Below are 13,068 nucleotides of genomic sequence, written 5' to 3' on the forward strand. Positions count from 1 at the left end.
TGGGGCGCGTTCCTAAGAAACAGAAATATACAGGCTAAATTTAACCCGGAAGCAGCGAGGTTTTGCCGGGATAAAGCCTTGCCTACGAGTGGCTAAGACCTATCCAAGCACAAACTCATACTCTCCCCCAAACACAAAAAATCTCCAACCCCGAAACAGGATTGGAGATTTTTCAATCTTTCGATTTTCCGCCCGAAATCCGTCAGGAAAACGGGCGGATAATCCGAATATACCTACCGATTAGCGTTTTTTACCGGTAACGGTGGCAACAGCCAGGTTTTCGTTACGTTTCAGAGAAACGCTGGTCACGCCTTCAGGCAGTTTCACGTCTGACAGGTGCAGGATGTCGCCGGCAACAACTGAAGAGCAATCCAGTTCCAGGAAAGCCGGGATGTTGGCAGGCAGAGCCAATACTTCTACTGAAGTGTTCAGCAGAGATACGCGGCCGCCTTGCAGCTTCACGGCGTGGGAGTTTTCGGCGTTCACCACGTGCAGCGGTACGCGGATACGCAGCGGCTGGTCGGCTTTAACGGTTTGGAAGTCGATGTGTTGCACTTGTTGGCGGAACGGGTGCATTTGGAAATCGCGTACGATAACATCTTGGGTAGCGCCGTTCAGAGACAGTTTAATCAGTGCAGTGTGGAAAGATTCTTTTTCCAGTGCGTAATATACGGTTTTGTGATCGACTGCGATGGCAACCGGATCTTGGCCTTCACCGTACAGAATCGCAGGGATTTGGCCTTCGCGACGCAGGCGGCGGCTCGCACCAGTGCCTTGTTCTTCGCGAACGGTAGCTTGAATTTCGTATGACATAATAAAGTCCTAAAATAAAACAAATTAAAGAAAGTCGCCGTCATCGGCCGCGACCAGCTTAAGACGGCTTCGGGTTTACGGCAAAATCATGCCGCCTGTCATCACATCTTCGTTGAAAAGATATGAGACGGATTCTTCGTTGCTGATACGGCGCACCGTTTCAGCCAGCAAACCGCCCAGGCTTACTTGGCGGATGCGTTCGCATTGTTTGGCCGCTTCGGAAAGCGGAATGGTGTCGGTTACGACGACTTGGTCGATGTCCGAAGAGGCGATGCGGTTGACGGCTTCGCCTGAGAATACGGCGTGTGAGGCATAAGCCAATACGCGGTCTGCGCCGCGCGCTTTCAGGGCGGAAGCGGCTTTGCACAAGGTGTTGGCGGTATCGATCATGTCATCGACAATCAGACAGGTGCGGCCTTGTACGTCGCCGATGATGTTCATCACTTCGGCCACATTGGCTTTGGGGCGGCGTTTGTCGATAATTGCCAAATCTACGTTCAGCGATTTAGCGACTGCGCGGGCGCGCACGACACCGCCGACATCGGGGCTGACTACAATCAGGTTTTCGATACGCTGCTGCTTGATGTCGTTCAGCAGAATCGGGGTGGCATAAATATTGTCCACCGGAATATCGAAAAAGCCTTGGATTTGGTCGGCGTGCAGGTCCACGGTCAATACGCGGTCGATACCGGCCGAATACAGCATATTGGCTACCAGCTTGGCGGAAATCGGCACGCGGGCGGAGCGCGGACGGCGGTCTTGGCGGGCATAGCCGAAATACGGAATCGCTGCGGTAATGCGGCCTGCGGATGCGCGTTTGAGCGCATCCGCCATGGTCAGGATTTCCATCAGGTTGTCATTGGTCGGCGCGCAAGTCGGCTGCAGGATAAATACATCGCGGCCGCGCACGTTTTCCAGCAGCTCTACGGCCACTTCGCCGTCTGAAAATTTCGTTACAGAGGCATTTCCCAATGAAATACCCAGATGTTTTACCACGCGTTGCGCCAATTCCGGATTGGCATTACCGGTAAACACCATCAAACTGTCGTATGCGGCCATATCTTCTTCACCTGATTGTCTGTTTGAAATTTGCTCGGAAAACATCATGCTTCCTTCGGCTTGCGGCTTTTTGCCAAGTCCGACATTATACGCAGTATTCTTCGCAAAACCAAGTGCTTCCGCGACGGATTGTCGCTTTTGCAACACGCAATGCAAAGGGCGTACAGCTTAACCTGTACGCCCTGTATGGCTGGGGAGGAAGGATTCGAACCTTCGCATGCTGGAATCAAAATCCAGTGTCTTAACCGCTTGACGACTCCCCAAAAGGATTGGCTGGGGAGGAAGGATTCGAACCTTCGCATGCTGGAATCAAAATCCAGTGTCTTAACCGCTTGACGACTCCCCAGCAGTAGAAACTTTTGGCTGGGGAGGAAGGATTCGAACCTTCGCATGCTGGAATCAAAATCCAGTGTCTTAACCGCTTGACGACTCCCCAACTGTTTCCGCAACCTTATTGAAACAGCGGGTGGGTATCGAGCCCTGCCGCGTAATATGCTTCATAAGATTTTGAAATCTGCCGGTACAAATTGTACGCCTCTTCCTCATTATCAAACGGCACAAACAGGCAGGCTCCGGAGCCGGTCATCAATGCGCCGCGATAGGCGGATAATTCGGAATAGGCTTTCCGCACTTCGGGATATTCCCGAAAAACCACAGCCTGCATATCGTTACGAAAAGGCTGCAGCGATTGGAAAGTCGGCATTATGCTCGGTTTGCTGTCGCGTGTCAAGTCGGGATGCGCAAAAATTTTCGCGGTGGCGACGTGTACATCGGGGCGCACCACCACATACCATTGTTTCGGCAAATCAATTTCCGCCAGCTTCTCGCCGATGCCGCGGGCAAACGCGCTGCGGCCGAAAATAAAAAACGGCACATCCGCGCCCAGTTTTGCGCCCAATGCAATCAGCTCATCGCGGCTTAATCCGCACTGCCACAGCGTGTTCAAAGCCAGCAACACTGTGGCCGCATCGGAGCTGCCGCCGCCCAAGCCGCCGCCCATCGGAATGTTTTTTTCCAACCAGATTTCCACGCCCTGCCGCGTGCCACTGTGCTGCTGCAGCAAGGCAGCGGCGCGGTAGGCCAAATCCTGCTCGGGCGCCACGCCGGCAACCGGCGTGTGCATGATGATTTCGGCATCGTCGCGCAAAGCCAGATAAACGGTATCGCGCAAATCAATCAGGCGGAAAATGCTCTCCAGCTCGTGATAGCCGTCGGCGCGGCGGCCGGTGATACGCAAATCCAGATTCAGCTTGGCCGGCGCGGGGAAAGCCTGCGCGTGCGGCGGAATGTTCATAACCTGCTCCTTCAAGCGCGCGCCGCGCATTGGGTTTGCGCCGAAGCGGCCGGACGGGTATTAACCTCATCAAACACCAGCCGGAGCGATAATCGGTCGCTTTCCAGCTGCAACACGCGCGGCTGCCCCTCGGCATTGACGGTGCGGCTGATGGTCCAGCCAAACTGCTGCAGACGGCCGTCTGAAAGCAGGCTGTAGGGCGCGCCGGCAACGCGTTTGCCGTCTGCCCAAATATGCAGGTATTGCACCGGCAGAGAAAAGCCCAGCAGCGATTCGCTCAACTCTTCCGCGCTGTTCGCCTGATACACCCGGCCTTTGGCATCCACGGCCAATACGCCCTGCGCGTCTTGACAGAGCTGGCCGACGGTCGTCCCCAACGGCGTGTTGACATCAATGGTTTGCACGCGGTTTTGGTAAGTCCAGTCGAAATTGGCATACGAGCCTTTTTCTTCGATTTTGACTGCCAGGCGGCCGTCTGCGGCAAAATCCCCTACATCGTCGGCAGCAGCCCAGCCGCCCTGCTGCGGTACGCCTGTAGTCGCGCAGGCGGCCAGTAATGCCGACAGTGCGGCGGCTGTAAAAAGTTTGAACGTCATAAAAGTATCCCATCTACTCGGGGCAAGCCGTCTGAAAAAAAACTTTGGCGGCACAGTCATTTAGTTAAATTGAGGCGACTGTATTTTTTCAGACGGCATATCGCCCGTTATCTTTCCGTTTAAATTGTGCAACAGGCCGTCTGAAAACGCTTACGGCATTTTTCAGACGGCCTGATTCGGTTTATTTGCCCTGCTTGGCTGCTTTTTTCGCGGCCGGTGCGGCTTTGACGGGCGGAACGGCAATGCCGAAACGCTGCATGGTGGCTTTCAGCAAGGCGGTATTGCCCTCGCGCTGCAGGCCGTCGCGCCAGATGTCTTCCGCGCGGGCGCGCTCGCCCGTCTGCCACAACACTTCACCCAAGTGCGCAGCCACTTCAGCATCCGGCTCGCTGCGGTAGGCGTATTCCAGATAAGGCAGTGCGGCTTCGGCATCGCCTTTGCGGTAATACGCCCAGCCCATGCTGTCGTTGATGGCGGCGGATTCCGGCTCAAGCTGGTATGCCGCCTGAATCAGGCGGAAGGCTTCTTCCAGATGCTGCGCGTGCTTGGGCGAGGTCAGCAGGGTGTAGCCCAAAGCATTCATGCCGTTGGCGCTGTTCGGGTTCATCGCTACATAGCGGCGCAGGTCGGCCACCGCTTCTTCATGGCGCGACAGACGCTCATACAGCATGGCGCGTTGGTACAGAATATCCGGCAAACGCTCGGCCGAGTCGCGGCGCTTCATCACTTTGGCGCCCAGCGTATTCAGCTCTTTCAGGGCTTCCTGCGGCTTATCGTGTTTCACCAGCGCAAACAGATACACGCGCTGCAAATCCGTGCCGCCGAAGAAACGCCCCTGCTGCTCCGAAAGCTGCTGCCCGCGCCGCGCTTCAATCAAAGCGGCCTGATAATTGCCCAGCCCCGCTTCAACAGACGCGCTCAATACGGCTTTGTCGAACACATATTCGGGCGCGTTGATTTTTTCTACCCAGGTTTTGGCCTGTTCGAATTTTTTATCGTCGGCATAACGCATCGCGCCGATAACCGCCGCGCGGCTCTGCTGCTCGAGCGTGCCGGTGCGGTAGGCACGGTCCAGATAGCCCGTGACTGTTGCCATATCTTCATCGCGGGCGGCAGCCAGCAGCGCGGCCTGAATATACAGATCCGCATTCGGATTGGCTTTCAGCAGGGTTTGCAGACGGCTGTAGGCTTTTTCCTGCTCGCCTTTGGCCACCAGGCTGCTGATTTCCAGCTCCTGCCATACTGAAGAAAGGTTTTGCGTATCGGTATCGGCAAAAAATCGGTTTAACACGGCGGGTTTGCGCTGGCCGACCAGCCGCAGGGCCAGCCATGTCGGCGGCGATACTTCCGCATCCAAAGCCGCCAGCCGCTGCAAGGCCGCCACTGCGTGCCGCTCCTTGCCCATCTGCGCGCTGTACATCACATCGGCAATCGCCGCTTCCGGCATATCGGGATAGCGCAGCGCCGCTTTGTGCACTTCCTTACCCGCTTTCTCTGCCAAATCCGGCTGCTGCACAGCCGCCTGCGCCAGCAAAAGGAAAATCCGGCCGGTCTGCTCTTCGCTTGCGTGCGCCAACACATCATTCAAACCGGATACCGCCTGATCGGTTTTACCCGTCATCAAATCGCGCAGCCAGGCCATACGCCGCTGCGCCTCACCGGCTTCCGGCTCGATTTCGCGCCATTTCTGATAAATGGTTTCCGCCTGCTCGAACGCATCGAGCGAGACCGCCATTTCCAGAGCGCGCTCGGCTACGTCGGGCGATTTGCTGCGGTTGAGTATCGCCATATAGGTTGCCAGCGCCATGCCCGAATTGCCCTTTTGCAGCGCCATTTCGCCGCCTAGCAGGGAAAACAGCATATTGGCGCGGCGGTTGGCTTCCGCACGCCGCTGCTTCGCCGCCTCACGCTGCTCGGGCGTGGTGCGGCTTTTGCGCTCGATGATTTTTTTGGTTTCGACTTGGGGCTTGGGAGCGGCATCCGCAGCGGCCGATGCCTGCGCAGCAAACACCATGCCCACTGCCAACGCCAGCGCGCGCAGGCGCGTACGGGCCGACAACATAATTTATCCTTCTTGTTTTGATGCCGTCTGATTTTCAGACGGCCTTTCAGCTTGCAAACGGGGCTAACTTTATCACAAGCGGCCTGTTTTGTTGATTTCCGCAAACGTAAAGCTAAGGTAATATTTGCCTATCGGCTGTATCTGCCGCCCCGCTGTATGCCCTTTATTGCACCTACCGATATGATGACGACATCCGAACTGACCCGCTTTCTCAGCCTTGCCGCCGGCAGCCCCGTCGCCCGCGAAACCCTGCGTAACCGCATTCTGCAGGAAGAAGCGCGGCAATGGCGTCAGGCCGCCGTGCTGCTGCCCGTGGTACACGACGGCACGCAATGGCAGCTGCTGCTGACCCGCCGCGCCGACACGCTGCGCCACCACACCGGGCAAATCGCCCTGCCCGGCGGCGGGCGCGAAGCCGGCGATGCCGACTTTACCCAAACCGCACTGAGAGAAACCTGCGAAGAAACCGGACTGCCCGCCGACGCTTGGCAGACCTTTCCCGTATTGCCGCCGCATTACACGCCCAGCGGCTACGAAGTCCACCCCGTACCAGCGCTTTACTGCGGCCGCAACCCGCCCGAGCCGCAACCCGACAGCCGCGAAGTGGCCGAAGTGTTTTACCTGCCGCTGACCGATGCGCTCAACCCCGCCCGCTACGGCGAACGACTGCTGGAGACCAAAGGACACCGTATCAGCACACCGACTTTATCCTACCGCCATTACGATATCTGGGGCTTGACCGCCATTATTCTCTACGGATTGGCCGAACGCTACCAAGCCCATCTGCGGCAGGCCGTCTGAAAAATGCTGTTTTTCAGACGGCCCGATTGCGTGCAAAAAATAAAAAAGCGCATTTGACTGCGCTTTTTTAGGCGTATGCGGCCAAATCGGCCGTTCGGCTTACACTTTGTGATACAGCTTTGCGCCTTCTTCTTTGAATTTGATTGTCATCTGCTTCATGCCCTCTTCGGCCTCTTCCAAGCCTTTGGCATATTCCCTCACGTTTTGGGTGATTTTCATCGAGCAGAATTTCGGCCCGCACATCGAGCAGAAATGCGCCGATTTGTGCGCCTGCTTCGGCATGGTTTCATCGTGCATGGCGCGTGCGGTATCGGGGTCGAGCGAGAGGTTGAACTGGTCTTCCCAGCGGAATTCGAAGCGTGCCTTGGACAGCGCGTTGTCACGCACCTGCGCCGCCGGATGCCCTTTGGCGAGATCGGCTGCATGGGCGGCGATTTTATAGGTGATGATGCCGTCTTTCACATCTTTTTTATTGGGCAAACCCAAATGCTCTTTCGGCGTGACATAACACAGCATGGCCGTGCCGTACCAACCGATCATCGCCGCGCCAATGGCGCTGGTGATGTGGTCGTAGCCGGGGGCGATGTCTGTAGTCAGCGGGCCCAGCGTATAAAACGGCGCTTCGTGGCAATGCTTCAGCTGCAAATCCATATTCTCTTTGATCATGTGCATCGGCACATGCCCCGGCCCTTCAATCATCACCTGTACATCATGCGCCCACGCGCGTTCGGTCAATTCGCCCAAAGTTTTCAGCTCGCTAAACTGCGCTTCGTCGTTGGCATCCTGAATACAGCCAGGGCGCAGACCGTCGCCCAGGCTGAACGACACATCGTAAGCCTTGGCAATCTCGCAAATCTCATCAAAATGCGTGTAGATAAAGTTTTCCTGATGATGCGCCAAACACCATTGCGCCATAATCGAGCCGCCGCGGGAAACAATGCCCGTCAGGCGGTTGGCGGTCAGCGGTACATAGCGCAGCAGCACGCCGGCATGAATGGTAAAGTAATCCACGCCTTGCTCGGCCTGCTCAATCAGCGTGTCTTTAAAAATCTCCCACGTCAGCTTTTCCGCTACGCCGCCCACTTTTTCCAGCGCCTGATATATCGGCACCGTACCGACGGGTACAGGCGAATTGCGGATAATCCATTCGCGGGTTTCGTGGATATTTTTGCCGGTGGACAAATCCATCACGGTATCGGCACCCCAGCGCGTCGCCCACGTCATTTTGGCGACTTCTTCCTCAATACTTGATCCTAGTGCCGAATTGCCGATATTGGCGTTGATTTTCACCAAAAAATTGCGCCCGATAATCATCGGTTCGCATTCCGGATGGTTGATGTTGCAAGGGATAATGGCCCGCCCGGCCGCCACTTCCCGGCGCACGAATTCCGGGGTGATTGGCGTGCAGTTTTCCGCACCGAAAGGCCCGCCGCTATGCCGGCGCATATCCGTACCCGCCGCCTGCCGCCCGTTTTCACGAATGGCGATGTATTCCATCTCGGGCGTAATGATGCCGGCGCGGGCATAGTGCATCTGGGTGACATTTTTACCGGCTTTGGCACGGCGGGGCTTGGCGATGTGAGCAAAACGGATGTCTGCCGTGCGGCTGTCTTGCAGGCGCGCCTGCCCGAATGCCGAGGACAGACCTGCCAACACTTCGCTGTCGTCACGTTCGGCAATCCAGTTTTCCCTCAATTTGGGCAAACCTCGGTTCAAATCGATGGATACGGCGGGATCGGTATAGACGCCCGATGTGTCATACACCAAAACGGGCGGATTTTTCTCCGCGCCGCCTGCGGCAAGCGCAGTCGGCGTATCGGTCAGACTGATTTCACGAAACGGCACTTGAATATCGGCCCGGGAGCCTTGTATATAGACTTTGCGGGAAGCCGGAAGAATACGGGTCAAATCACGGGCTTCCTGCTCGTGCAAAGAAAGAGAGGGGGGATAAATCGGGGTTTGATTTGCAGATTGGCTCATCATAAAATCCTTGTTTCATGGCTCACATAACAAATCAAGCCATCAAAAATCTTATGATGAAAAAGGCTTCTGCGCCCAAGCGCCGAAGCGGCAAGATTTCGGATAAACTTGATTCCTACGGCAGTACGAACTGCATCAGGTTCAACGGATTTTGCGTTGTAGGTCCGATATCAAACCAAAGACGCAATCTCGGCGGTCAAAAACCGCACTCCGTCAAGCTTTTGTCTCAAAAGAAAAAGACGCCCACAGTGTAACACACTTTCCAGCAAATCCGGTACGGCATCCTTTTTCAGACGGCCTTAGGGCTGAAGCGCAGCCTTAAGGCGGTACAAACTGGTGGTTTCCCGGCTGCGTGCAAACGCCAGCGGGTCATCCGGGGCAAACGCTTTAGCGTGCTTGGGGCGGGTATCCAGCTGACCGACCGACTCCAGCCCCGCTTCGGCAAAACATTGCGCCAAAAACCCGGGCGCGCGCAGGTGCAGGTGTTCCGCCAAATCCGACATAATCAGCCACACTTCGCCTCCGGGCGTCAAATGCTGCGCCGCGCCGCTCAAAAAGCCTTTCAGCATGGCGTTGTCGGGGTCGTACAACGCCGTTTCCACCGCCGAAGTGGGCTTGGCGGGCAGCCAGGGCGGGTTGCAGACGATTAAATCCGCCTGCCCTTCGGGGAACAAATCCGCCGCACATACCTCAACCTGCGCGCCATAGCCCAAGCGTTCGAGATTGGCGCGCGCCGACGCCAGCGCTTTGGGGTTGTTGTCGGTCGCCACAATCCGCGCCACGCCGCACTTGGCCAGCAAAGCCGCAATCACGCCCGAGCCTGTGCCGATATCGAAGGCCGTCTGAATATCCGCAGGCAGCGGCGCTTGGGCAATCAAGTCCAAATATTCGCCGCGCAAAGGGGAAAACACGCCGAAAGGCACATGGATGGCGGCTTCAAGGCAAGGCAGCACAATGCCTTTTTTGTGCCACTCATGCGCCCCGATAAAACCCAGCAGGCGGTTCAGCGGCAGCAAAAACGGCTCATCATTGGCCGCGCCGTACACATCCGCCAACGCACCGGCCACATCCGGCGCACGCGGCAACTCCAGGCTGAAGCCGCACCCGATTTCCACCGCCAGCATATTCAACACCCTGCTCTGCTGCGCCTGCCGCATTCTGTGGCTGTGAAAAGCCGTCTGAATATCGGCATGCTGATTGCGGCTGCCCGGCTTGCGGACGCGCTTTTTCATGGCCGCCAATACCTGTTTGGCATTATGAAAATCGCCCGTCCATACCGTTGCCGTATGCGCGTGGGCGGCTTTCAACACCTGCTCCGCATTGGCATGGCTGAGATAAACGGCCGCACGGGGCGGCTTCTGCGTACTCTCGCTGCGCCACTCAATCTCGGCGCGGCCGGTGGAAATCATATTCGGCATGGCTGGCTTCTTTAGGGTATCGGAATCATAGCAAAAACCGCATGAAACCATCGTTTCATGCGGTTTTCCGTATTTTGGTGCCCAGGGTCGGACTCGAACCGACACACCTTGCGGTGGGGGATTTTGAGTCCCCTGTGTCTACCAATTTCACCACCCGGGCAGTAATCAAACAATTCCAAAATTATAAAAACCGCCTTTACGCTTGTAAAGTATTTTTCGCAATCATTCAAACGGCATTGCGTGCTTTTACATCCCGTTAAACTCTTTTCCCGCTTCCCGCATCTACAATAATGCCACTTATCTGACGAAAGATTTTAAATGAACCGTTTATCCGCAGCCCTTTTACTCTCCGTGCCGATGGCGATTGTTGCGCCTTACGCTGCCGCCGCGCAGCATCCCGCCCAAAGCCAGGTGCAGCAGAATATCGACACCATCTTGAAAATCGCGCGCAATGCTTCTTTGAGCGAAGCGCAGAAAATCAAGCAGATTGAAAGCTATGCCGACCGCTATCTCGACTACGAACGCATTTCCGCCATGGCTGTCGGTGCGCCGTGGAAAAACTTCTCCGCCAAGCAGAAAACGGATTTCACCGCCGCATTCAAAGACATGATCATTTCCATGTACGCGCATTCCGCCCTGGTCGGCGCGGCCGATGCCCAAGTTAAAATCCTGCCCAACAAAATGACGGCCAACGGCAACCGCTTCGACGTATTCTCCGAGCTCCAAACCAAAAGCGGCAGTAAATACGAAGTGGCCTACCAGCTCTACAAATCCGGCTCTGTTTATAAAATCTACAACTTCCGCGTAGACGGCGCCAGCTTGGTCACCATCTACCGCAACCAGTTCAGCGAGCTGATTAAGCAGAAAGGCATCGACGGCGCGATTGCCGCAGTCAAATCCAAAAGCCTGAAAAAACAATAATCCCCGCGCATTTTCAGACGGCCTTTTTGCGCACTCAGGCCGTCTGAAAACCCGCTGCCTACTGTATCCCTGCCGCAAAAGCGGTTAAAATACCGGCCGTCTCCCCTTTTCGGGCAGACGGCTTTTACGCAACCCCGACCACCCACAGCCCGCACCGGCGCGGCAGCAGGAAATACCATGTACGATGTCAACACCCACGATGTCCGCCGCTTTTTCGCCGGCGTCTGGCAGCAGCGCCTGCAGCCGCTGGGCTTGGACGGCCTGCAGCAGAAAGCCCTGCGGATTATCGAAGCGCACCCCGAATACCACCGCTATCTTGCCGACATCGAGCAATATTTAGACAAAACCTGGCAGCCCGAAGACGGCGAAAGCAACCCGTTTCTGCATATGTCGCTGCACCTGTCGCTGCAGGAGCAGGCCGCCATCGACCAGCCGCCCGGCATCCGCCATATCCACCAAACCCTGTGCGCCCGCTACAACGGCGACTGGGTCAGCGCCGAACATGACATGATGGACGCGCTGGCCGAAACCCTGTGGGAGGCGCAGCGCTACGGCCGCGGGCTGGATGTCAACGCCTACATAACCCGCCTGCGCCGCCTGATCGGGCTGGGGCAGGAAGACACCGCCCGCATCAATCCGCACGAAGTCGGCCTGTCCGACCAAATCAGTTTGAGAAAATAGGACCACACATGAGCACGGATTTCCAAGCCACCCTCAAAGCCTTGGGCAAGCAGGCGAAAAAAGATGCCGAAGCGCGCGCCGCCGCCGAGCAGGCAGAGCGCAAACGCGCCGAAGAAGAATGGGACTTCGCCAAAGCAGTCGGCGGCGTAACCCCTTTGAAAAACTCGCAGCGCTACGAAGCCCCGCGCGACAAAAGCCCGCTCAAGCCCCGCCCGAAAGACGCGCAGACCTTGGCGGAAGAAGACTATTTCTACATCGGCCACGGCAGCACCGACTGGGACGAACCACCCGCATCGTTCAGCAAAAACGGCCAAGGCAAAAACGACCTGCAGCGCCTGAAAAACGGCCATTACGATGTGGTGGCCGATGTCGATTTGCACGGCTACACCCAAGAAGAAGCCCAGCAGGTGCTCAACGAATTTATCGAATTCGTCAAACGGCGCGGCGTATGCGGCGAAATCGTCCACGGCAGCGGCTTAGGCTCCTCGGGCTACAAACCCGTCCTCAAAAACATGACCCGCCGCTGGCTGATGCAACACCCCGACGTATTGGCCTATGTCGAGCCGCGCGCTAACAACGACGGCGCCGTGCGTATTCTGTTAAAACGCAACCGACCTTACGGCGCCGAAGAATAAGCCCGTTTTCAGACGGCCTGCCCCCGCACTACCGATTAGGATTACCCATGCTTAAACCGACTTTCATCCACATCAGCGGCCCCGCCGGGCTGCTGGAAACCATCTACCTGCCTGCGCAAGGACAGGCACGCGGCGTGGCCGTGATTAACCACCCCAATCCCCTTCAAGGCGGCACCAACACCAACAAAGTCATCCAAACCGCCGCCAAAGCCCTGACCCAGCTCAGCTTCCACTGCTATCTGCCCAACCTGCGCGGCGTCGGCAACAGCCAGGGCGAACATGATTACGGCCGCGGCGAAACCGACGACTGCCTGGCCGTCATCGATTACGCCCGCGCGCAACACCCCGATGCCCCCGAGTTTGCCCTGGCCGGCTTCTCATTCGGCGGCTACGTCGCCACCTTCGCCGCCCAAGCGCGCACCCCCGACCTGCTGCTGCTGATGGGCCCGGCCGTACACCACTACCGCGACCGCCCCGAGCCGCAGGCCGTACCCGACGTCACCAAAACCCTGCTGATTCACGGCGCGGAAGACGAAGTGGTTGAAATCGGCAAGGCACTGGCCTGGGCCGAGCCGCAAGACCTGCCCGTTATCGCCATTGCCGGTTCATCGCACTTCTTCCACGGCAAACTCATCGCCCTGCGCGATACGATTTTGCGCTTCGCTCCCGCCGTATTGCAATAATCCTCCACTCTTCCCCAGCCGATTAAAAAGCAAAAAAGGCCGTCTGAAAAACCGCAAGATTTCTCCTGCTGTTTTTCAGACGGCTTGTTTTTTTAATTAACGTGAGTTTGGGACAAGGATTAAGA

At 56.9% G+C, this 13,068-nt stretch carries 12 protein-coding genes, 4 tRNA genes and 1 riboswitch; of the genes, 5 read left to right on the forward strand and 11 right to left on the reverse strand.

What is annotated here, in order from left to right; translation table 11 throughout:
* Positions 1 to 240: 240 nt before the first annotated feature.
* The 8 genes from BDE01S_RS03450 to BDE01S_RS03485 form a co-directional block, all read right to left on the reverse strand.
* Positions 241 to 813 carry a 50S ribosomal protein L25/general stress protein Ctc gene (locus BDE01S_RS03450; RefSeq protein WP_066077469.1) on the reverse strand — a complete coding sequence of 191 codons (573 nt, stop codon included), beginning with the start codon at positions 811 to 813 and terminating at the stop codon, positions 241 to 243.
* A gap of 75 nt (positions 814 to 888) precedes the next feature.
* On the reverse strand, positions 889 to 1,872 hold the full coding sequence (locus BDE01S_RS03455; RefSeq protein ID WP_115225469.1) for a ribose-phosphate pyrophosphokinase: 984 nt from the start codon (positions 1,870 to 1,872) through the stop codon (positions 889 to 891).
* Positions 1,873 to 2,059: 187 nt separating this feature from the next.
* Positions 2,060 to 2,135, reverse strand: a tRNA-Gln gene (locus BDE01S_RS03460).
* Positions 2,136 to 2,142: 7 nt separating this feature from the next.
* Positions 2,143 to 2,218, reverse strand: a tRNA-Gln gene (locus tag BDE01S_RS03465).
* A gap of 14 nt (positions 2,219 to 2,232) precedes the next feature.
* Positions 2,233 to 2,308 (reverse strand) — tRNA-Gln (locus BDE01S_RS03470).
* A 15-nt stretch (positions 2,309 to 2,323) separates the two neighbouring features.
* A complete protein-coding gene (gene ispE / locus BDE01S_RS03475; protein ID WP_066077492.1) occupies positions 2,324 to 3,166 on the reverse strand; it encodes a 4-(cytidine 5'-diphospho)-2-C-methyl-D-erythritol kinase in 843 nt (280 codons plus the stop codon).
* Positions 3,167 to 3,177: 11 nt separating this feature from the next.
* The gene (locus BDE01S_RS03480) at positions 3,178 to 3,762 is read right to left on the reverse strand and encodes an outer membrane lipoprotein LolB (protein ID WP_066077473.1); all 585 of its coding nucleotides are present in this window, start codon (positions 3,760 to 3,762) and stop codon (positions 3,178 to 3,180) included.
* Between the two features lie 181 nt (positions 3,763 to 3,943).
* Entirely contained in the window at positions 3,944 to 5,824 is a 1,881-nt protein-coding gene (locus tag BDE01S_RS03485) for a tetratricopeptide repeat protein (RefSeq protein ID WP_066077476.1), read from the reverse strand.
* Positions 5,825 to 6,004: 180 nt separating this feature from the next.
* On the opposite strand from BDE01S_RS03485, the gene BDE01S_RS03490 reads away from it, so the two are divergent.
* Positions 6,005 to 6,625 (forward strand): NUDIX hydrolase, encoded by a 621-nt coding sequence (locus BDE01S_RS03490; RefSeq protein ID WP_066077478.1) that lies wholly within the window; start codon positions 6,005 to 6,007, stop codon positions 6,623 to 6,625.
* A gap of 99 nt (positions 6,626 to 6,724) precedes the next feature.
* Here BDE01S_RS03490 and thiC read toward each other — a convergent pair whose 3' ends face one another.
* From thiC to BDE01S_RS03505, 3 genes are all read right to left on the reverse strand, one after another.
* Positions 6,725 to 8,605: a phosphomethylpyrimidine synthase ThiC gene (thiC, locus tag BDE01S_RS03495; protein WP_066077481.1), complete on the reverse strand. Its 1,881-nt coding sequence runs from the start codon at positions 8,603 to 8,605 to the stop codon at positions 6,725 to 6,727.
* A gap of 95 nt (positions 8,606 to 8,700) precedes the next feature.
* A riboswitch (TPP riboswitch) is annotated at positions 8,701 to 8,828 on the reverse strand.
* A gap of 76 nt (positions 8,829 to 8,904) precedes the next feature.
* Entirely contained in the window at positions 8,905 to 10,023 is a 1,119-nt protein-coding gene (locus BDE01S_RS03500; protein WP_066077483.1) for a methyltransferase, read from the reverse strand.
* 75 nt (positions 10,024 to 10,098) lie between these two features.
* Positions 10,099 to 10,183 (reverse strand) — tRNA-Leu (locus BDE01S_RS03505).
* A 158-nt stretch (positions 10,184 to 10,341) separates the two neighbouring features.
* On the opposite strand from BDE01S_RS03505, the gene BDE01S_RS03510 reads away from it, so the two are divergent.
* From BDE01S_RS03510 to BDE01S_RS03525, 4 genes are all read left to right on the forward strand, one after another.
* A complete protein-coding gene (locus BDE01S_RS03510; protein ID WP_066077485.1) occupies positions 10,342 to 10,944 on the forward strand; it encodes an MlaC/ttg2D family ABC transporter substrate-binding protein in 603 nt (200 codons plus the stop codon).
* Between the two features lie 177 nt (positions 10,945 to 11,121).
* Complete coding sequence (locus BDE01S_RS03515) at positions 11,122 to 11,625, forward strand: DUF1841 family protein (RefSeq protein ID WP_066077486.1); 504 nt, start codon at positions 11,122 to 11,124, stop codon at positions 11,623 to 11,625.
* A gap of 8 nt (positions 11,626 to 11,633) precedes the next feature.
* Positions 11,634 to 12,260, forward strand: a complete 627-nt coding sequence (locus BDE01S_RS03520) for a Smr/MutS family protein (RefSeq protein ID WP_066077488.1) — start codon at positions 11,634 to 11,636, stop codon at positions 12,258 to 12,260.
* A gap of 47 nt (positions 12,261 to 12,307) precedes the next feature.
* Complete coding sequence (locus BDE01S_RS03525) at positions 12,308 to 12,943, forward strand: alpha/beta hydrolase (protein WP_066077490.1); 636 nt, start codon at positions 12,308 to 12,310, stop codon at positions 12,941 to 12,943.
* The last annotated feature ends 125 nt before the right edge of the window (positions 12,944 to 13,068 follow it).

Origin of the sequence: Bergeriella denitrificans NBRC 102155, assembly GCF_001592185.1 — a bacterium.
GTDB classification, from domain to species: domain Bacteria; phylum Pseudomonadota; class Gammaproteobacteria; order Burkholderiales; family Neisseriaceae; genus Neisseria; species Neisseria denitrificans.